Consider the following 19,126-nt stretch of genomic DNA (forward strand, 5'->3'; position numbering starts at 1 on the left):
GCATCATGCCTGTCCTTGGACCTGCGGAGAGGCTGGGTAGGGGTTTCTATGCCCGGGTAGCATGTTGAGCGTGAAAGATTTCTCCTCCGAGCAGACGTCGGACGACACGGACCAGGGCTGGGGCGACTGGCGTGAAGACGACCAGGACGCCTTCTATCTGGAGAACAAGCCGCCGCACTGGGCCTGACGTTTTTTACCCGGCCCGGCGCGCCGCGCACGGGCCCCATGACGACGTCTCGCCGGCCGGAGCGTTCTTCGCATGACCCACACCCTGCGCACCGCCATGCCCGCCGACTACGACCCCATAGCCGAGGTGGTCGACGACTGGTGGGGCCGGGCGGTGCTGCCGTCCCTGCCCAGGCTCTTCCTGGACCACTTCCACCACACCAGCCTCATCGCCGAAGACCCCGCCGGGGCGATGGCCGGTTTTCTGATCGGCTTCCTGTCACCCTCCGCGCCCGGTGAGGTCTACGTGCACTTCGCCGGCGTCGCACCGGAGGCCAGGGCGGCGGGTCTGGGGCGCACCATGTACGAGCACTTCTTCGACCTGGCCCGCCGGCATGAGCGGACGATCGTGAAGGCCGTCACCTCCTCGCTCAACACACCGTCGATGGCCTTCCACCGCCGCATGGGCTTCGAGGTGAGCGATCCCGTCCCCGGCTACAACGGCCCGGGGACGAGCCTGGTCACCTTCACCCGCGAGCTCTAGCATCCGGCGTTCACCCGCGAGCTCTAGCACCCGGCGTTCACCCGCGAGCTCCAGCATCCGGCGTTCACCCGCGAGCTCCGGCACCGGCGTGCGGCCGGAGCTCCAGGACCCGGCCGTGCGGCCGGGTCCTCAGACGGCGGCGGCGTTCTGGCGGGACGTCCTGGCTTCGGCGAGGGCGGCGCGTTCGGCCTCCACCAGGCTCCGGCAGCACGCGATCTCCCGCTCCATCCGCCGCTCGTCCCACCCGAGCAGGTCGGCCATGAGCCCCGCGATCAGCGGCGCCGCCTGGTCGGCGAGGTCGCTGGACTCGATGAGCATCCGGGTCCTGCGCGAGACGATGTCCTCGGCGTGCAGCGCGCCCTCGTGGGTGACGGCGTAGCAGACCTCGGCCTTCAGCCAGGGGCCGGTCTCGACCAGGGGCTCGCCGAGTGACGGGTCCTGGCGGACGAGGTCGAGGACCTCCAGCGCGAGGCTGCCGTAGCGCCTGATGAGATAGTCCACGGTGTCGTGGTCGAGGTCGTGGTCCTCGGCGATGCGGCCGACGGAGAGCTGGAGCGCCGGGAGCCCGTCGGCGCCGATCAGGGGCAGCCGGTCGGTGACGGAGTCGGGCACGTCATAACCTTCGAGCGCGGCGTCGATCACGTCCTTGGCCATGATCCGGTAGGTCGTGTACTTCCCGCCCGCGATGGTGGCCATCCCGGAGATGGGCACGTCCACCACGTGCTCGCGGGAGAGCTTGGTCGTGGGCGAGGTCCTGTCGGCGGCCACCAGCGGGCGCAGCCCGACGAACAGCCCGACGACGTCATCGCGGGTGAGCGGCCTGGCCAGCACCGAGTTGGCGTGTTCCAGCAGGTAGTCGACGTCCTCGCCGGTGGCCCTGGGCTCGGCGCGGTCGCCGTCCCAGTCGGTGTCGGTGGTGCCGATGATCCACCGGCGAGCGGTCCACGGGATGATGAAGAGCACGCTCTTCTCCGTACGGATGATCATGCCGGTCCGCGAGTCGACGGCCTCGCCCGGCACCACGATGTGCACGCCCTTCGACATCCTGACCTTGAAACTCGGCTCCACCGCGCCGGGCAGCTCGGTCACCGGGTCGGTCCACACGCCCGCGCACACCACCACCGTGTCGGCCCTGACGTCGACCTCGCGGCCGGTCTCCTCGTCACGGACCCGGGCTCCGGCGATCCGCTCGCCGCGCTCGTCGCGCAACATCGCCACGGCACTGGCCCTGGTCACGATCGCGGCGCCGTGCGCGGCGGCCGTGCGGGCCAGGGCGAGGGTGAAGCGGGCGTCGTCGACCTGGGCGTCGTAGTAGATCATGCCGCCGGACAACACGTCGGTACGGAGGCCCGGCACGAGGCGGCGGGCCTCCTTGAGCGACAGGTTCCGGTGCCGGGGCATCGGGCGGCGCATGCCCTCCAGCGCGTCGTACAGCGTGAGCCCCGCCGCCACGTACGGCTGCTCGACGACCTTGCGGCGCAGCGGGTACAGGAAGGTGACCGGTTTGACCAGGTGCGGGGCCAGGCGGGAGACGAGCAGGTCACGCTCCTTGAGCGCCTCGCGGACCAGCTTGAAGTCGAACTGCTCCAGATAGCGCAGCCCGCCGTGGATCAGCTTGCTGGACCGGCTCGACGTACCGGACGCCAGATCGCGGCTCTCCACGAGCGCGACGCGCAGCCCGCGCGAGGCGGCGTCCAGCGCGGCGCCCGCGCCCGTCACGCCCCCGCCGATGGCCAGCACGTCGAAGCTCTGCTCCTGGAGCCGGTCGATGCTCTCCTGCCGGTTCCTCGCGTCGAGCGCACCGGTCATCCCCATGGCCTGCTTCTCGCTTTCGGTAACCATTTGACTACGGATCGTATGCATTCCCTCGTTCGGGGAATGGCACACAACACTCAGGTGCGAGCGGAGGGGGTGGGCGGTGCGTCTCAACCGGATGGGGCTGACCGGAGAGCTGATCGCCGAGTTCGCCGGGACGATGGTGCTCATCTTGTTCGGCGCGGGCGTGGTCGCGCAGGTGGTCGCCGCCGAGCTCGGCGACCACGACAGCATCGCGTGGGCGTGGGGCATCGGCGTCGCGCTCGGCGTCTACGTCGCGGGCCGCACCACAGGGGCGCACCTCAATCCGGCGGTGACGCTGGGGTTCGCCGTCTTCCGCGGGTTCGAGTGGAACAAGGTCCTCCCGTACGTCCTGGCGCAGACGGCCGGCGCCTTCGTGGGCGCGCTGATCGTCCGCTGGAACTACACCGAGATCCTGGCCATGGCCGACCCCGGGCACACGCTGAAGACCCAGATCGTCTTCTCGACGCTGCCCGGCAACGGCACCCTGCCGGTGGGTCTGTGGGGCGGGCTGCGCGACCAGATCATCGGCACCGCCGTCCTGCTCTTCGTCATCTTCGCCCTGTCCGACACCAGGAACATGGCCCCCAGCGCGAACATGGGGCCCGTCGTCATCGGCCTGCTCATCGTCGCGATCGGCATGTCCTTCGGCGCCGACGCAGGCTACGCGATCAACCCCGCGCGCGACTTCGGGCCGCGCCTGGCGAGCTTCCTCACCGGCTACCGCGGCGCGTGGCGGGACCAGTACGGCGACCTCTACTTCTGGGTGCCGATCGTCGGCCCGCTGATCGGCGGGTTCATCGGCGCGGGCCTCTACCAGGCGTGCATCGCCCGCTACCTGCCGCAGGACGAGAACCGCGACGCCGTGAAGCCGTCCGACTGAGGAGAACGTCATGCCTGACTTCGTGGGCGCCGTCGACCAGGGCACCACGAGCACCCGCTTCATGATCTTCGATCACGAGGGTGCCGAGGTCGCCAAGTTCCAGCTCGAACACGAGCAGATCCTGCCGCGCGCGGGCTGGGTGGAGCACAACCCGATCGAGATCTGGACCAGGACCGCCGCCGTGATCCAGACCACGCTCCAGCGCGCCGGGCTGCACGACAGCGACCTGGCCGCCCTGGGCGTCACCAACCAGCGCGAGACCACGGTCGTGTGGGACCCGCGCACCGGGCGCCCCTACTACAACGCGATCGTGTGGCAGGACACCCGCACCGACCGGATCGCCGCCGCGCTGGAACGGGACGGCCGGGGGCAGGTCATCCGCGACAGGACCGGGCTGCGGCCGGAGGCGTACTTCTCCGGCGGCAAGATCCAGTGGATCCTGGAGAACGTGGACGGCGTCCGCGAGGCGGCCGAAAAAGGCGAGGCCGTCTTCGGCAACACCGACACCTGGACCGTGTGGAACCTCACCGGCGGCACCAGGGGCGGGGTGCACGTCACCGACGTGACCAACGCCAGCCGGACGATGCTGATGGACCTGGACACACTCGACTGGGACGACGAGCTGCTGTCCTTCTTCGGCATCCCGCGCCAGATGCTGCCCGAGATCCGGCCGTCGTCCGAGCCCGCCGGATACGGCCCCACGGTCCGCTACGGGCCGGTCGGCGGTGAGGTGCCGATCACCGGCATCCTCGGCGACCAGCAGGCGGCCACCGTCGGCCAGGTCTGCTTCTCGCCCGGCGAGGCCAAGAACACCTACGGCACCGGCAACTTCCTGCTGCTCAACACCGGCACCGACCGCGTTCGCTCGGAGAGCGGGCTGCTCACCACGGTCGCCTACAAGTTCGGCGACCAGCCGGCGGTGTTCGCGCTCGAAGGCTCGATCGCGGTGACCGGGTCGGCCGTGCAGTGGCTGCGCGACCAGCTCCACATCATCACCTCCGCGGCCCAGAGCGAGACGCTGGCGCGGCAGGTGAGCGACAACGGCGGCATGTACTTCGTGCCCGCCTTCTCCGGCCTGTTCGCGCCGTACTGGCGGGCCGACGCCCGGGGCGCCATCGTGGGCCTGTCGCGCTACAACACCGACGCCCACCTCGCCCGCGCCACGCTGGAGGCCATCTGCTACCAGAGCCGCGACGTCGTCGAGGCCATGCAGCAGGACTCCGGGGTGATCCTGGACGTGCTGCGGGTGGACGGCGGTGTCACCACGAACAACCTGTGCATGCAACTCCAGTCCGACATCCTCGGGGTGCCGGTCAGCCGGCCGGTCGTCTCCGAGACCACCGCGCTCGGCGCCGCGTACGCCGCCGGGCTGGCCGTGGGCTACTGGCGGGACGTCGATGAGCTGCGGGCCCACTGGGCGGAGGACCGGCGGTGGCAGCCGGAGTGGAGCGTGGAGCAGCGGGAAGAGGGGTACGCGGGCTGGAAGAAGGCGGTGACCAAGTCGCTGGACTGGGGCGCGACCGACTGACCCGCCGACGCCACCCCGGGCCCTTGTCCGCCACCCCGGGCCCTTACGCGTCACCCTGGGCCCTCGTCCCAGGCGCCGGCCAGTATCCGGGTCACGGTGGTGCTCAGCACCCGCACCCCCCGGGTGGAGCCCGGATCGATCCCGACCAGTTCCCGTACCCTGCGCAGGCGGTAGTCCAGGGTGCGCGGATGGATGTGCAGCGTGGCCGACGTGTTCAGCCGGTTCATGTCGTGGCGGTAGTACGCGTCGAGCGTGATGACGAGGTCCGGCCCGTCGGACAACCGCCGCGCCAGCTCGCGCAACCACTCGTCCACCTGCGGAAGCTGCGCCGCCCCCAGCTCGGCGAACACATCGGCCACACTGTACGGCCGCACCGGCGCCCGCTCCACGGGCGCCACCCGGCTGACCTTCCGCGCCAGCACGGCCGCCTCGCTCAGGGCGCCGACGCGGCCCAGGGCCGTCCCCACGGAGCACGGCCTGCCGATCGCCTCGGTGAAGTCACTGAGCCGCCGCTCCGCGGCGTCCCCATGATCGACGCCCCCGTTCGGCGCCAGGGCGTTCGCGATCAGCGCCTTCGACGCCGGGACGTCCGGCATCAGCGGGTACGGCACCAGCGCCACGAACTCCTCCGGCTCCCACCAGGCGAGCGGCATCCGGTGCAGCTCCAGCAGCGCCTTGACGACCTCCTCCCGGTACGCCTTCGACATCCGGCCCTTCGGGGACGCGGGCCGGATCACCGTCACCAGGTAGTGTCCCGTCTCCGGCATCCCCAGGCTCCGGGCCAGCTCCGGCCCCATCGGGTCGTCCCGGAGCAGCATGGCCGCGAGCTGCCGGACGCGGCCCACCATGGACAGGAACCGTTCCTGCCCTCTGAGGTAGCCGCGGGTGTGCGCCGCCTGGGCCGCCGCACCGTGCCTGGCCAGCCAGTCGAGCATGCGCATCGTGTCGTCGAGGTCGTCCGGCCCGGCCGCCTCGGAGATCTCGCGCAGCGTGAGGCTCGCGTGCAGGGCGAGCGCGCTGCGCTGACCGGCCGCCGACACGCCCTGCGCGCCGCGCTGCTCGCCGACCGTCTCGATGTAGGTCAGATCCGCCGCCTGAAGCGGCTCGTCGGCGGCGACCAGGTCGGCGGTGCGGCGCCGTATGATCACGGCGAAGTCCAGCATCGAGGTCCGCGCCTGCGATGCGATCACCTGGTAATCAGAAATTTCCGCTTCGCACGCCTCCACGACCCGTTTCGCGTTGACGTCGCTCCTGCGTTTCAGCGTGCCGAAAAGATCCCCCATGCTGAGCCCCCATACGGCCGATGTCCGCGCCCCGTCACATCACGCGCACCCGCCTATTCGTCGCGGCCAGCACTATGGATCAGTAGAACATGTGTCCGCCACCGCCACGTCCCCGGCACCCACGAGAGAACCCCTCCACCACCTTGAGCCGCGCGACCCCGGATCCTTCCTGTCGATGTGCGCAGGCTCGCCCCCAGCCCGATGCGGAAGTCACCCTCAGCAGTTTTTCTTTCCCGCGCGGACGGGGTGTGGTCGATTACCTACCAGCTCATGGAGCCAGCAAGGTCGCCGATCAGAGTCTGCTTAAACGCTTTTGCGTTTTAAAGCGATGTCCTAGCATGACACCGTTTAAGGCTCCGCAGGGGAGTGTGTGGGCAGTTCTCGTCGCCACAGCGAACGTGATCTCCTGGCAGACTGCTGCGATCACTCTGGTGGCCTTGGTTGTTCCTAGCGTGCTGCGGCTGTTCGCGGAGTGGCAACGGCGCCAAACTTTCGTGGAGCTCACCAAGGACGCGCCGGCAGGCACCGTGGTAGTGCAGCAGGACGGTCCGGGAGGGCAGTCGATGAGCGTGACCGTGGGTCCGGCATCATCCCGACAGCCGACTGCGAAGACGTGACATGCGTAGTCGAATTTCTCCGCAGACGGCCGAAGCAGTGGCCGAGTTTTTCCAAGCGGAAGCGTCAGGGTTATTCGGCTACGCCCTTACTTTTCCGCATATTGGCCGGGCCGATGCTGAGGATCTCATCCAAGTAGCTTTCCAAGCTGCGGCCATGGAGTGGGGCAGGCAGCTCTGTCAACTCGATCAGGAGAACAAGAGGAAGTGGCTCTACCGGGTCCTGCGAAACAAGGCGGTAGACCAGTGGCGGAGTCAGCTATCCATGCGATTGCCCTCTCATCCGATCGAGGCCGATCCGAGGTCGATACAGGAGCCGGCTCACAGCGCCCTGTCCTCGATCGCTATCCAGCGATGCTGGGAAGTAATCAAGAAAATGCCCGCGGCCCGGCAGCGCGTGGCTATCCTCAAATGGTTTGAGGAATGGTCCTCTGCAGAGATCGCCAGTCAACTGGGGATCAGCCAGGCCACAGTGCGGGCACACTTGAAGCTAGCCCGCGACGAACTTCTCACCTCCGTGGGTCCGCAGGTCACGTTCATTGACTTCGAAGACGAAAAGGAGGGTGGAAACGATGACCAGTGAACCTGAGAAGACCGACCAGCCGGATGTGAGTAAGCCAAGCATCCGTGATGTCGCCGCGCTGGCTGGGGTGCCCGAACTGCTTGTGCCGCTGGTCATGCGTAGAGCGCCGAACGTCAGCGAGCGTCATAGGCATGCCGTGCTGAAAGCAGCTCGTGAACTTGGGTACCAGCCCCGCGAGCTTAGCCAGCACCCTGCCGAGGACCGTACGACAGACACGGCCGCTGCGGCCGAGCTCCATCAACGAGCACAAGATCAGTCGGCAGCTCAAGCTGACTATGACCTTGAAGCCGGCTTGAATCGGCTCAGGCAATGGATGTCAGAAGAGGTCGATCAACCAGACGCCGGCGAGGGGGTAACGAGAAGATCGGAACAGTATCAGGCCGCCGACGGGATCGGACCGTCAGCGCCACTGGACGGGCGGCGAGTCCTGCTGGGATCGCGACTCGTCGCCGAACGCGCTGTCCTGGAAAGAGTGTTTCCCGATTTCCAATTCCATGGCCCGCTTGACCAGACTTATGTGGCAGGTGCCTGGACGAGCCATGGAGGCAACGCCTATACGATCCGAGTCGATATACCTCCTGGGTATCCGGACGAGTGTCCGAACACCTACATCACGCAGCCCAGCCCGCTTCAGAGTTATTCTCGGAAGTCGCTGGAGTCGTACGGCACCAGCGATGGGATGCGTACCTTCCAAACCGATCGCCCCGGGTGGGTGAAGATCGACATCCATCGGCCGGCATGGTCCGCAAACATATCTCTGGTGAAGGTTATTCACGGGGCGATGTTGTGGCTGACTGCCTATGAGGCGCATCTGCAGGAGGGTAGCTCGATTTCCCGATTCCTCATGCAAGGATGAAGATGGCTGGCGCCACACCCGGCCCCCTTTGAGTGCAGAGTCGACTGTTCTTGCCGGCATGATGGAGCCGGCAGGTAGCCGAACTCGTAAAACGCTTCGTGCTCGTCGCTTCTCTGGAGCAGAATGTGCAAGTGAGGAACACCCTGCCCGACAACTGGTCCCCAGCTGATAACCCCTATGCGATCGCCGTCTCTGAGGCGCAGTGGTGGATGCACACGGTGGACCTGGCCATCCTGCGGATGCGGGAGGGCGATGGACGCTGGACCTCTCCTTTCACCTCCGAGCAGATCGATTCACGACAGCTTGTCGCCCTGCGCCAGATCCTCACGGCGGCGGAGCTCGAGCAAGCCGCGCTGGCTGACCTTGGTATGAACCAGTCGGTTGCTGCCGCACTTGCGCAGGTTGAACTGCGTGCGTACGAATGGTGCGTCAACCCCGCCGGCACCTCGAAGTGATGAGCGTCTGGCGTGACAGCGGCTTGTTCAGCGAGGCGCACATCGATGAACAAGCGTGGGGTCGGTCGCAGGAGTTCTGGTAGACACGCGTTCATGAACTCACCTACGGCTCAACGCCTGCGCATCGTTTCCCCAGTGTTCGTCGTCGAGCAACTGCCGCGTGCGGCGTCGCCCGGAGACGACTGGGTCGTGCTTGTCCGCGGGCCGGAAGGGCTGACCGTCGTCCGTGCGGCCCGGCCGCTGGACTCAGGGGAACGGTGGATCGGTTTCTACGGTGGCGCCACGGCCCATGATCTGGACGTTCCCGGAATGCTGGCGGCGATTGTCAAGCCGCTGGCCGAGGCGGCCATACCGGTGTTCGTCGCCTCGACTTTCCACGCCGACCTGGTTCTGGTTCCCCAGCAGAGAGAGCAGCAGGCCGTCATCGTCCTGAAGGAAGCGGGACACCAGGTGGAAAGCGGGGACGGTGCACCTTTCTACTCATAGCAGTGGCAGTACTGGGTGAACCAGCCGGAGGCGGACGCCTCCGCCTCCGGCTCTTCTCCCAGGCCCGTTCTTGATCGCCACAAACCGTCGGCCGCTTGGCTCTCCCATCGCGCACCTGCCAGCGAGGTGAGACACCAGCTCAGCTCCGGTATGCGATCACGATCGGTCAGTGAAGCGGACTAACTCACCACGTCCTTGCGGCGGAACCGGCGGAAGGCCACGGCGATCAGGATGGCCGCATACGTGATCGACACCGAGGCGCCCTTGGCCATGCCACTCCAGTCCAGCTCAGGCGCCAGGGCATCCAGCCAGGCGTTGTTCCAGAACGTGGGCAGGAACTCGCGCAGCACGCCCAGAGCCTCCACGGCCTGCAGGATGTTGCAGACGATCCAGAGGCCGACCGCTCCGCCCACCGCGCCCAGCGGGGAGTCGGTCATGGTGGAGACGAGGAACGCCAGCGCGGCGACGACGAGCTGGCTGACCATGGCGTACACGATCACGATGCCGAAGCGTGGGAGCACGTCCAGGGCCGGGATCGTCTCGCCCGTGCCGGGCACCTGGATGTCGTCCCACCCGAACGCCAGCGTGCCGGCCAGCAGCGCCATCAGCGGCAGGCAGATCACGGCCGCCGCGGAGTAGCCGAGCGCCACGATCAGCTTCTGCCGAAGCAGCCGGTCGCGGGGGACCGGCGCCGCCAGCAGGTAGCGCAGCGACGACCAGTTGGCCTCGCTGGCCACGGTGTCGCCGCAGAACAGGGCGACCGCCACCACCAGCAGGAAGCTGGCGGAGACCGACAGGGCGAAGGCGGCGAAGTTGAGGCCGCTCGCGGTCGCCAGGTCGGAGATGCGCAGCGCCTGCCCCTGATTGCTGGACTGCGGCCCGAACTGGAACGCGATCACCAGGATCCACGGCAGCGCCAGCAGCAGCCCGAACATGACCAGCGTCCGCCGGCGCTTGAACTGCCTGACGATCTCCACGCGCAGCGGCAGCGTACGGCGGGGCGCATAGCCCGGCGCGGCGGTCATGACTTGTCTCCGATGAGGTCGAGGAACACGTCTTCCAGCCGGGCCCCGTGCCCGTTGCCGGCGGCGGCCGAGCTGAGCAACTGTGACACCGGACCGGCCGAGACCAGACGTCCCCGGTGCATGACCACGACGTGGCTGCACGTCTGCTCCACCTCGGCCAGCATGTGACTGGAGACGATCACGGTACGGCCGTCGCGCGCGTAGCGCTTGAGCACTTCGCGCATCTCCCTGATCTGGGGTGGGTCGAGACCGTTCGTGGGCTCGTCCAGCACGAGCAGGTCCGGCAGCCCGAGCATGGCCTGCGCGATGGCGAGTCGCTGGCGCATGCCCTGGGAGTATGTGCGAACGGCACGTTCCAGCGCCTTGCCCAGGCCCGCGATCTCCAGCGCCTCGTCGAAGTGGGCGTCCTCGGCCGGTCGGCCGGTGGCGGCCCAGTAGAGCTGGATGTTGTCCCGCCCGGACAGGTGCGGCAGGAAGCCGGGCCCTTCGACGAACGACCCGAGCCGGGACAGCACGGGTGCTCCCGGGGTCACCCGGTCGCCGAAGATACGGATCTCCCCGCCGTCCGGCTGGATGAGGCCCATCATCATCCGCATCGTGGTCGTCTTGCCGGCGCCGTTCGGCCCCAGCAGACCCAGCACCTGGCCCTGATCCACGCGGAACGACAGCCCGTCGACGGCCGGCTCCCCGTTCCGGTAAGCCTTCGTCAGCCCGCTGATGTCCAACGGCACCTGCTGGGCGCCTTCCCCCGCCGCGGCCCGCTCGACCGAGGCAGCGGCGAAGGTGTCGTGTGGCTTGTTGTTCGGCTCCGAGACGGGTACGGCTCTGCTGCGGAGTTTCGTGCCCGCCAGGGCGCGGGCCGGGGTACGGCCCGTGGCCACGATGCCGGCGGCGAGCAGGATGGCGGCCAACGGCATCGCCCACACCCACCAGACGATCCCGGTCGGCGGCGCGGCCAGCGTCCGGACCGTCGGGACGGAGAGCGCGGAGGAGGCCAGGGAGACCTGATACGTGGCGGGCTCGGCGGGAGTCGCGAAGCCCATGTCGGTCGTGGCCAGCACCAGGCGCAGCCGGTGGCCCGCGGCGAAGTTGTGGTCGACGGCCGGCAGCGTGATCGTGGCCTCGGCGCTGCTCGCGCCCTCAGGGATCGTCACCCGGAACGGCGACACGAGGCCGGCGGGCAAGGCAGGCGGCTGCACGGTGTCGCCCACGTCGTACAGCTTCGCGAACAGCGTCGCCTCGCCCTTGCCCGAGACCTTCACCTTGACGGTGGAGCTGCCGGTGAGCTGGAGCGGGGTGGTGAGCGGCCGGGACTCGAACGCGGCAGCCTGGCCCGGCATGTCGATCGACACGCCGGCGGTGCTCTGGCCGCCCAGCAGGCCGCCGATGCCGGGCACCGTCGAGATCGAGGCGGGCGCGCCGCCGGGCGGGTTGACGATGTTCTGCTCGGGGCCGCTCAACTCCACCGTGGTGGTGCCGGTGCCCTGGAGACCAGGGTATGACGCGGCCTCCGGGTGGAGGCGGATGCGCTGGCGGGTGCCAGGGTCGCGACCGCCGTCGCGTGTCACGGTGAACGCGCTGACCGGCGGCGCCGTCTGAGCCGTCCCGTCACCCTTCAGGTAGCGGGCGAACCAGGCCGAGGACTGCTCGAACACCCAGTCGGCCTCGCCGTTGCCGCCATCGTGACCGCCGTCGAACCACGAGAGGCTGACCGGAGTGCCCGTGGCGGCGATCGCCTTGGCGTTGGCGTCGGCGTGGCTGAGCGGGAACAGTGAGTCGCGCTGGCCCTGGATGAGCAGCGTGGGGGCCTTGATCTGGCCGGCGACGGTGATCGGGCTCGACTTGCGCAGCAGCGCGATGGTCTCCGGCGTGGCCCTGCCGTCCTTGGCGGACTGCTGGTAGAGCTCGCAGATCGCGGGCAGGAACCTGCCGCACCGCGCCTGCTCGGCGCTCAGCGGAGCGGCGGACTGCCGCTGTCCGCCCTGCATCGCGAAGCTGTCCAGTGAGACGCCCTGGCCGAAGAAGATGCCTGCCCACATGCGCTTGAAGACGCCGCCGGCACCGGCGCTGCTGCCAGTGCTGTCGGTGCTGGCGCTCGCGCTGCTGTCGGTACTTGTGTCGGCCGTGCTCTTGCCCGTGGGGGTGGAACTGCTCGGCGGCTGCGTGCTCTGGGTGGCCGTGTTGGGGAAGAGCGCGTCGGCGAGGTCGGACCAGGTGATCTGGGGAACGATGGCGTCGACCCGCTGGTCATGGGCGGCCGTCATCAGCGCGATGGCGCCGCCGTACGAGCCGCCCGCGATGCCGACGCGTGGGTCGCCTGAGGCGTCGAGCTGGACCTCTGGCCGCTTGGCGAGCCAGTCGATCAGCTGCTTGACGTCCTTGACCTCGTAGTCGGGCGAGTTGAGCGCGATCTGGCCGGTCGAGCGGCCGAAACCGCGCGCGGACCAGGTCAGCACGGCGTAGCCGTCCTGGGCGATGCGCATCGCCTGCTCCCGCATACTCTGCTTGCTGCCGCCGAAACCATGAGCGAGCAGGACGACCGGCGCCTTCCCGCCATCCGGCGGTGGGAAGAACGTCGCATCGAGATCGACCCGTTGGTCGTCGGCGGGTCCGTCGACGACGGTTATTCTCTGGTCCTGGCCTCGCACCTCGGGAGCCGACGGCCACACCAGCCACGTCGTTGCCCCGATGAGGGCGAGGGCCGCTACCAGCGCGGCCACACGCTTCATGACGGTGAGCCTACTTTCCACACCTGAGAGATCCCTGAGACGGCGTTCACGCCCAGGTCGCTCGTATGGTGCTCGGTGTTCGATCGGCAGAATCGCCCGTCCGGCGTCATCGCGCGCGCGGCCGGAAGTGCTGAACGGCAGGCAGGCAGGCTGGGATGGTGGTGGGCCGGGGTCAGGCCAGGATGGCGTAGACCGTCGTGGCCTGGGCTGCGATCTCGTTGCTGCCCTCGGCGGTGAGGGCGATCTCGGAGAAGGCCAGCGTCCGCCCCAGCTTGGTGATCCGTACGTCGATCAGCACGTCCTTGCCGCTCACCGGGCGCTGGAACGTCGTGGACTGCTGCACCGTGGTCATCGGCACGAACCCGCCGCGCGCCGAGGAGATGGCGACGACCGTGGCCGTGTCGGCGGCGGCCATCATCGCCTGGCCCGACAGGCCGCCGCCGTCTCTGGCCAGGGCGTCGGACCAGGGCAGCCGGACGATGGCGTGACGCTCACCCACCTCCTCCACCCGAAGGCCCAGCTCTTGGATCCAGGGGGCGAAGTATTCCTGGAGAATCGCCTCTGCGTCTTCTGGAGTCACGCGCTCATCATGCACGCTGGACTGCGTGGGTGAGGCGGTGAGCGAGGGTGCTGTGGATAAGGAGACACAGTGGGGTCTGCCTGTGGATGACGCGACGTCGAGCCTCGGACGCGCGCGGGACGAGAAGGGCGGCACGCGGGTGATGGCAGGCGACGGCACGGAGCGCTTCGGTGACGGTCCCGGGCGTCCGGATGGCGGGCACGGTGGTCCGGGGCGGGCGGTGGTGGAGGTGTTCCTGCCGTCCACCTATGAGAGAGACGTGCCGTACGACCTGTTCGCCGACCTCAGGGCCGAATCTCCCGTCTGGTGGGTTCCGGAGCCACCCGTCGGGCCGTGGCGGGAGGGTCCCGGCTACTGGGCGGTGTTCGCGTACCGTGACGTGAAACGGGTCCTGCGCAGCCCCGAGGACTTCTCCTCGCACCTCGGCGCCACTCAGATCCGCGACCCCGACACCCCGTCCGACCTCGCCTTCGTGCAGGTCCAGATGCTGAACATGGACCCGCCCGACCATTCCAGGCTGCGCAGGATCGTGGCGGCGGCGTTCACGCCGCGTGCGGTGCGTGCCCTGGAGCGGACGATCGCCGGGCGGGCGGCGGCGCTGTTCGCCGAGGGGGAGTGCGACTTCGTGGAGGTGGCCGCCGAGCTGCCCGTATGGACGCTCGCCCACGTCATGGGCGTGCCGGCGCGGGACAAGCGGCTGCTGTACGACTGGGCCTCGCGCGTCATCGGCTACCAGGACGCCGACTACGCGGGCTTGTCCACGGCCGACGTCGAGTCCCTGAGCCCCATGGGACGTCTCGCCCTTGAGTCGAAGCCCGAGCTCAAGCCCGGTACGAATCCGCGATCAAGGGCGGCGCTGAGCGACATGTTCGCGTACGCGCATGCGCTCGCCGAGACCCCCGTGGACGGCGAGTCGGTCATGTCCGCCATGCGGAAGGGCGGGTTGACGGAGGCGGAGTTCGAGAACATGTTCTTTCTCTTCGCCGTCGCCGGCAACGAGACCCTGCGCAACGGCATCCCCGGCGGTCTGCTCACCCTGCTCCAGCACCCCGGCGAGCTGGCCCGCCTGCGCGCCGACCCCTCACTCCTCGACTCCGCCGTCGAGGAGATGCTCCGCTTCTGGCCGCCCGTCATGCACTTCCGCCGTACGGCCACGCGCGACCTCACCCTCGGCGGCCGGCGCATCCACGCGGGTGACAAGGTCGTCGTCTACCACGCCTCCGCGAACCGGGACCCGTCCGTCTTTCCCGATCCCGACCGCTTCGACATCACCCGCGCCCCGAACGACCACGTCAGCTTCGGTTTCGGCCCGCACTTCTGCTTGGGCGCCCACTTGGCCCGCGCGCAGTTCCGCTCGCTCTTCAAGGAGCTGCTGTCCTGGGACGTGGAGCTCGCGGGACGGCCTCAGCGGCTCACGTCCAACTTCCAGAACGGCCTCAAACACCTCCCCATCCACCTCACACCGGCCAGGGCCGCATAAAACGCCGAGACCCATGGGCCGCACGGCGAGCCCTCGCGCGTGACGCCGCGCCGAGCCCCTGCCCGTGACGCCGGACCGCTGCCGAGCGGCCCGTTAATGGAAGGCGCCGGGACAAGGGTCTCGCCTAGGCTCCGACGCCATGGACTACCTGCAGGTCAACAAGGCCAACTGGAACGCGCGGGTCCCCATCCACGTCAGCAGCGCCTTCTACGACGTCGAAGGCTTCAAGGCCGGCCGGATCCCGCTGCGGCCGTTCGAGCGTGCGGAGGTCGGCGACGTGACCGGCCGCAGGCTGGTGCACCTGCAGTGCCACTTCGGCCTCGACACCCTCTCCTGGGCCAGGCTCGGAGCCGAGGTGACCGGCCTCGACTTCTCGGACGCCGCCGTCGACCAGGCAGGCGCCATCGCCCGCGCGTGCGGCATCCCGGCCAGGTTCGTCACCGCCGACGTCTACGACGCGCCCCAGGCGCTCGGTGAGACGTACGACATCGTCTACACCGGCCTCGGCGCACTGGTCTGGCTGCCGGACCTGACCCGCTGGGCCGAAACGGCCGCCGCACTGCTCAAGCCCGGCGGCTTCCTCTATGTCGCCGAATTTCATCCGTTCGCCGACCTCCTGGATGACGAGACAGGCACCACCATCTCCCACGACTACTTCCACCAAGGCCCCCAGGTCTGGGAATATCCGCACACCTACACCGGCAATGAGGTCCTGGAGCACCAGACCTCGGTGCAGTTCCAGCACGGCCTCGGCGAGGTCGTCAGCGCGGTGGCGGCGGCGGGCCTGCGGGTGGAGTTCGTGCGCGAGCACGACCACACCCTCTTCCCGCGCTTCGCCACGCTGGTCTCCGACGGCGCGGCGTACCGCCTGCCGGAAGGTGCACCCAGGATCCCGCTCATGTACTCGCTGCGCGCCTCAGCCGGCGGCGAACCTGCTCCGGCGCCGGAGCGGCCGGCACGAGCAGACGCCGAACGGCATGGACGGAATTCTCGCGGTACGTATCCACCCCGATCGTAGGAATCGACGCGAAAGGCCGGTCAAGCGGAGCCGTGTCGCGGAGGACCGTAAGATTCACTTTCGTGAAGTCTCCAGCATCGATAAAGAAGGCCGCCGAGTGGGCCTTGCCGCACTGGACCAGAGGCCAGGCGGGGCGCGAGACGCCGCAAGACCTGTTCAGGGTGCTCTACTTCGGCTGGCTGCTGGCGTTCACGCTCAAGGTGCTCGGCTCGGCGTGGGACGTTTCGTGGCACTTCAAGTGGTTGCGCGATGATCTCGCCCCACCCCACCTGCTCAACTCCGCCGGCACGGCCCTCGCCCTCGCCCTGACCATCATCCACGGCTACACCGGCTACGGCGTCGACAAGATGGCGCTCAGGCTGATCCAGTGGGGCACCGGGATCTTCCTCGTCGCGGTGCCGCTCGACCTGATCAACCACCGCGTCAACGGGCTCGACATCACCTCGTGGAGCCCGTCGCACATCATGCTCTACCTCGGGACGTTCTTCATGATCGCGGGCGTGATCCGCGGCTGGTTCATGGGCGCGCCGCCTGGCAGGGAGCGGACGGTGGTGCTGGGCGCGTTCTTCGTGTTCTTCCTGGAGAACGTGCACTTCCCCGAGCAGCACCAGGAGTACGGCATCCTGTCCCTCGGCGCCTGGGACAACGGGACCGCCTACGCCGAGCCGATTCTGCTGCGCTTCGCGGCCGACCAGATGGGGCGGCCGATCGACCGGGCGATGATCACCGCGTTCTCGCTGCCGGTGCCGGACTACCTCTATCCGGTGTACGCGGCCATCGCCGGGCTGGCGGTGCTGGTGGTGGCGCGGCTGCTGATCGGCAGGTTCGGCGCCGCCACGCTCGTGGCCGCCGTCTACGTGGCCTTCAGGACGCTGATCTGGCCGCTGCTGACCCTCACCGGGTTCCCGCCGTCGGCGGTGCCGTTCTTCCTGGTGGTCGCCGGGCTCGCGGTGGACGCGGCGTTCCTGCTGCGGACGCCCGTGGCACGCGCCGTGCTGGGGTCGGTGGCCGGTACGGCCGTCGTCTACGGGGCACTGGTGGCGCAGAGCGCGATCATGGGGTCGGTGTACGGCGCGCTCAGGGGCCAGGAGGGCCTGGTCGGCGCGCCTCCGCTGGTCACGTCGTCGGCGGTCTGGGCCGGGCTGGGACTGATGGCCGCCTGGCTGGCGGTGGAGTGGATCGCGACCAAGCGCAGGCCGCAGCCGATCGAAGCCCCGGTGATCGTCGCCGCGACGCCATGACGGTAGCCCCTTAGCCGATCGAAGCCCCCGTGATCGTCGCCGCGCCGCCATGACCGCAGGCTCTTAGCCGATCGAAGCCCCGGTGATGTCACCGGGGCTTCTTGGTCGGGTGGCGAAGGCGGCCGATCAGGCGATCGTGGCCCTGGTGATGGCCACCGCCACGCCGTAGGCCAGGCCCATCACGCAGAGCTCGGCCATCGCCCAGCCCACCAGGGTGGTGGCCCGGCCCTGGCGTACGGCGGGCAGCAGGCGCCAGCGGATGTGCGCGGCCAGCGGCACCAGCGCCGCCACCAGCACCGTCTTGACCACCACCAGCAGCCCGTAATGGCTGGTCACGATCGCGTCGGGCAGCGTCACGCCCGGCGTGAGCGCCATCGTGCCGAGCCCCGTGATCAGGCCGGACAGCGCGACCATGAGCAGGCACACCGTGGCGATCCTGGAGAACCTGGGCAGCACCACGGCCAGCAGACCTCGGTGCGGCGCCACGAACACGACCGTCGCCACCAGCCCGCCCGCCCACGCCGCCGCGCCCATCACGTGGATCTCCATCGAGATCATGATGGGGTCGTGCCAGACCGAGTTCACGGCGTGGCCGGTGACCGGGATGGGCAGCAGCCCGAACAGGGCCACGATCACCCGCAGCTCGGCCGGCACCTTCTCGCCGAAGCGCACCGCCATCAGCCCGATGCCCGCCGCGGCCAGCGCGCACGCGGCGCTGAACAGCAGGCCCTGGCCGGTGCCGACGTTTCCCACATATTCGGCGATCATGCTGAACGTCGGCACGCTGCCGGGGTTCAGCTCGGCCGTCTGGAACACGATGGTGAGCAGCGCGCAGATCGCCCACACCCAGGCGGCGAGCACGGCCACGGGCCGCACCCGGAGCAGCACGGGCTCGGTACGCTCGGGGTCGTCGAAGCCGAGCAGCTTGGGCACCAGGCTGAGCCCGACGACCGCCACGGCGGCCAGGTCGAGCAGCACCCGCACGAGGGGCAGGCCGTAGGAGACCAGCGGGCCCGGCATGGGGATGCCGGGCACGGACGGCTGCGCGGTGAACGAGCTGGCGGCCACGGCGGAGACGATCGCGCACACCACGAACGCGCCGGCCACGAGCCGTCCGCCGACGCGCTGCCGGGGGAGCGGAGGGGCGGGGGGAGCGGTGAGGGTCACGCGCGCGTCCCCTCAGCCCGAGCCGCCCCGTCCCCCGAAGCGCCGGCACCCTCGCCAGAGGCCGACGCGGCGGGAGCGCCTGAGCGGCGCAGGGCGACGGCCGTGCCCGCGGCCAGCAGGAGCAGCGCGCCCACGATCCACACCACGGCCATCCCGGCCCCGCCGTTCGCCGCAGCCTCCGCGGCCCCGGCGGTGTCAGCGGCGGTGTCAGCGGCGGTGCCGGTGTCAGCGGTGTCAACCGTGGCAGCGGAGCCGGACGTGGCCCCGGCGGCCAGGCTGAAGCTGATCCGGCCGGTGACCGGGTGCCCGTCGGCCGACAGGATCCGGTAGCCCACCACGTACGAGCCGCCGGCCGGCAACGGCTTGACCTTCACCGACACCCGCTCCGCCGCCACCACGGCCGCCCCGTCGGCCCACGCGGCCCCGTCCGCCCCGGTCACGCCCACCTGCGCGTACCCCTGCCGCACCGCCTGGTCGAACAGCAGCGTCACCCGCGCGGGCGAGGCCGTCAGGGTGGCCCCGTCCTTCGGGTCGCTGCCGATCAGCACGTTGTGCGCCTGAGCCGGCAACGGGGCGATCACCACCGTGGCGCAGGCGAGCAGCAGGAGCGTGAGTAGCCGCCTCAAGGATCAGAACCTTCCGTGGAACCGGTG

17 protein-coding genes are annotated in these 19,126 nt (G+C 69.2%); 10 read left to right on the top strand and 7 right to left on the bottom strand.

The window, feature by feature from the left end; genetic code table 11:
* The first annotated feature begins 259 nt into the window (after positions 1–259).
* Positions 260–709: an N-acetyltransferase family protein gene (locus tag ACWD0F_RS33950; RefSeq protein ID WP_449882969.1), complete on the top strand. Its 450-nt coding sequence runs from the start codon at positions 260–262 to the stop codon at positions 707–709.
* A 129-nt stretch (positions 710–838) separates the two neighbouring features.
* Here ACWD0F_RS33950 and ACWD0F_RS33955 read toward each other — a convergent pair whose 3' ends face one another.
* Entirely contained in the window at positions 839–2,551 is a 1,713-nt protein-coding gene (locus tag ACWD0F_RS33955; protein ID WP_449882972.1) for a glycerol-3-phosphate dehydrogenase/oxidase, read from the bottom strand.
* Positions 2,552–2,627: 76 nt separating this feature from the next.
* Here ACWD0F_RS33955 and ACWD0F_RS33960 point away from each other — a divergent pair, with 76 nt between their 5' ends.
* On the top strand, positions 2,628–3,428 hold the full coding sequence (locus ACWD0F_RS33960) for an MIP/aquaporin family protein (protein WP_449882974.1): 801 nt from the start codon (positions 2,628–2,630) through the stop codon (positions 3,426–3,428).
* Between the two features lie 10 nt (positions 3,429–3,438).
* A complete protein-coding gene (gene glpK / locus ACWD0F_RS33965) occupies positions 3,439–4,956 on the top strand; it encodes a glycerol kinase GlpK (protein ID WP_449882977.1) in 1,518 nt (505 codons plus the stop codon).
* 50 nt (positions 4,957–5,006) lie between these two features.
* Here glpK and ACWD0F_RS33970 read toward each other — a convergent pair whose 3' ends face one another.
* Positions 5,007–6,239, bottom strand: a complete 1,233-nt coding sequence (locus tag ACWD0F_RS33970; protein ID WP_449882980.1) for a PucR family transcriptional regulator — start codon at positions 6,237–6,239, stop codon at positions 5,007–5,009.
* A gap of 618 nt (positions 6,240–6,857) precedes the next feature.
* On the opposite strand from ACWD0F_RS33970, the gene ACWD0F_RS33975 reads away from it, so the two are divergent.
* The 4 genes from ACWD0F_RS33975 to ACWD0F_RS33990 all read left to right on the top strand — a co-directional run bounded on the left by ACWD0F_RS33975 (position 6,858) and on the right by ACWD0F_RS33990 (position 9,233).
* Positions 6,858–7,436, top strand: coding sequence for an RNA polymerase sigma factor (locus ACWD0F_RS33975; protein ID WP_449882983.1), 579 nt, complete (start codon positions 6,858–6,860; stop codon positions 7,434–7,436).
* Positions 7,426–8,292 (top strand): LacI family DNA-binding transcriptional regulator, encoded by an 867-nt coding sequence (locus tag ACWD0F_RS33980; protein ID WP_449882986.1) that lies wholly within the window; start codon positions 7,426–7,428, stop codon positions 8,290–8,292. The genes ACWD0F_RS33975 and ACWD0F_RS33980 overlap by 11 nt, the downstream gene beginning before the upstream one ends.
* 131 nt (positions 8,293–8,423) lie before the next feature.
* Positions 8,424–8,747 carry a hypothetical protein gene (locus tag ACWD0F_RS33985; protein ID WP_449882988.1) on the top strand — a complete coding sequence of 108 codons (324 nt, stop codon included), beginning with the start codon at positions 8,424–8,426 and terminating at the stop codon, positions 8,745–8,747.
* A gap of 135 nt (positions 8,748–8,882) precedes the next feature.
* Entirely contained in the window at positions 8,883–9,233 is a 351-nt protein-coding gene (locus ACWD0F_RS33990; protein WP_449882991.1) for an ACT domain-containing protein, read from the top strand.
* 179 nt (positions 9,234–9,412) lie between these two features.
* On the opposite strand, the gene ACWD0F_RS33995 is transcribed toward ACWD0F_RS33990, so the two are convergent.
* From ACWD0F_RS33995 to ACWD0F_RS34005, 3 genes are all read right to left on the bottom strand, one after another.
* Complete coding sequence (locus tag ACWD0F_RS33995) at positions 9,413–10,258, bottom strand: ABC transporter permease (protein WP_449882994.1); 846 nt, start codon at positions 10,256–10,258, stop codon at positions 9,413–9,415.
* Positions 10,255–12,987: a CocE/NonD family hydrolase gene (locus ACWD0F_RS34000; RefSeq protein WP_449882996.1), complete on the bottom strand. Its 2,733-nt coding sequence runs from the start codon at positions 12,985–12,987 to the stop codon at positions 10,255–10,257. The genes ACWD0F_RS33995 and ACWD0F_RS34000 overlap by 4 nt, the downstream gene beginning before the upstream one ends.
* A 172-nt stretch (positions 12,988–13,159) precedes the next feature.
* Positions 13,160–13,567 (bottom strand): PaaI family thioesterase, encoded by a 408-nt coding sequence (locus tag ACWD0F_RS34005; RefSeq protein ID WP_449882998.1) that lies wholly within the window; start codon positions 13,565–13,567, stop codon positions 13,160–13,162.
* A gap of 82 nt (positions 13,568–13,649) precedes the next feature.
* Between ACWD0F_RS34005 and ACWD0F_RS34010 the strand changes: the two genes are divergently transcribed.
* From ACWD0F_RS34010 to ACWD0F_RS34020, 3 genes are all read left to right on the top strand, one after another.
* Positions 13,650–15,047, top strand: a complete 1,398-nt coding sequence (locus ACWD0F_RS34010; protein ID WP_449883001.1) for a cytochrome P450 — start codon at positions 13,650–13,652, stop codon at positions 15,045–15,047.
* A gap of 139 nt (positions 15,048–15,186) precedes the next feature.
* Positions 15,187–16,065 (top strand): class I SAM-dependent methyltransferase, encoded by an 879-nt coding sequence (locus ACWD0F_RS34015; protein WP_449883003.1) that lies wholly within the window; start codon positions 15,187–15,189, stop codon positions 16,063–16,065.
* A gap of 62 nt (positions 16,066–16,127) precedes the next feature.
* Positions 16,128–17,306, top strand: a complete 1,179-nt coding sequence (locus ACWD0F_RS34020) for a hypothetical protein (protein WP_449883005.1) — start codon at positions 16,128–16,130, stop codon at positions 17,304–17,306.
* Positions 17,307–17,432: 126 nt separating this feature from the next.
* Here the strand turns inward: ACWD0F_RS34020 and ACWD0F_RS34025 are convergent, their stop codons facing one another.
* Positions 17,433–18,473 (bottom strand): copper resistance D family protein, encoded by a 1,041-nt coding sequence (locus ACWD0F_RS34025; protein ID WP_449883008.1) that lies wholly within the window; start codon positions 18,471–18,473, stop codon positions 17,433–17,435.
* On the bottom strand, positions 18,470–19,099 hold the full coding sequence (locus ACWD0F_RS34030; protein WP_449883010.1) for a copper resistance CopC family protein: 630 nt from the start codon (positions 19,097–19,099) through the stop codon (positions 18,470–18,472). Before ACWD0F_RS34030 ends, ACWD0F_RS34025 begins: the two co-directional genes overlap by 4 nt.
* Positions 19,100–19,126: the final 27 nt, after the last annotated feature.

It is taken from the genome of Nonomuraea sp. NPDC002799 (genome assembly GCF_053592075.1).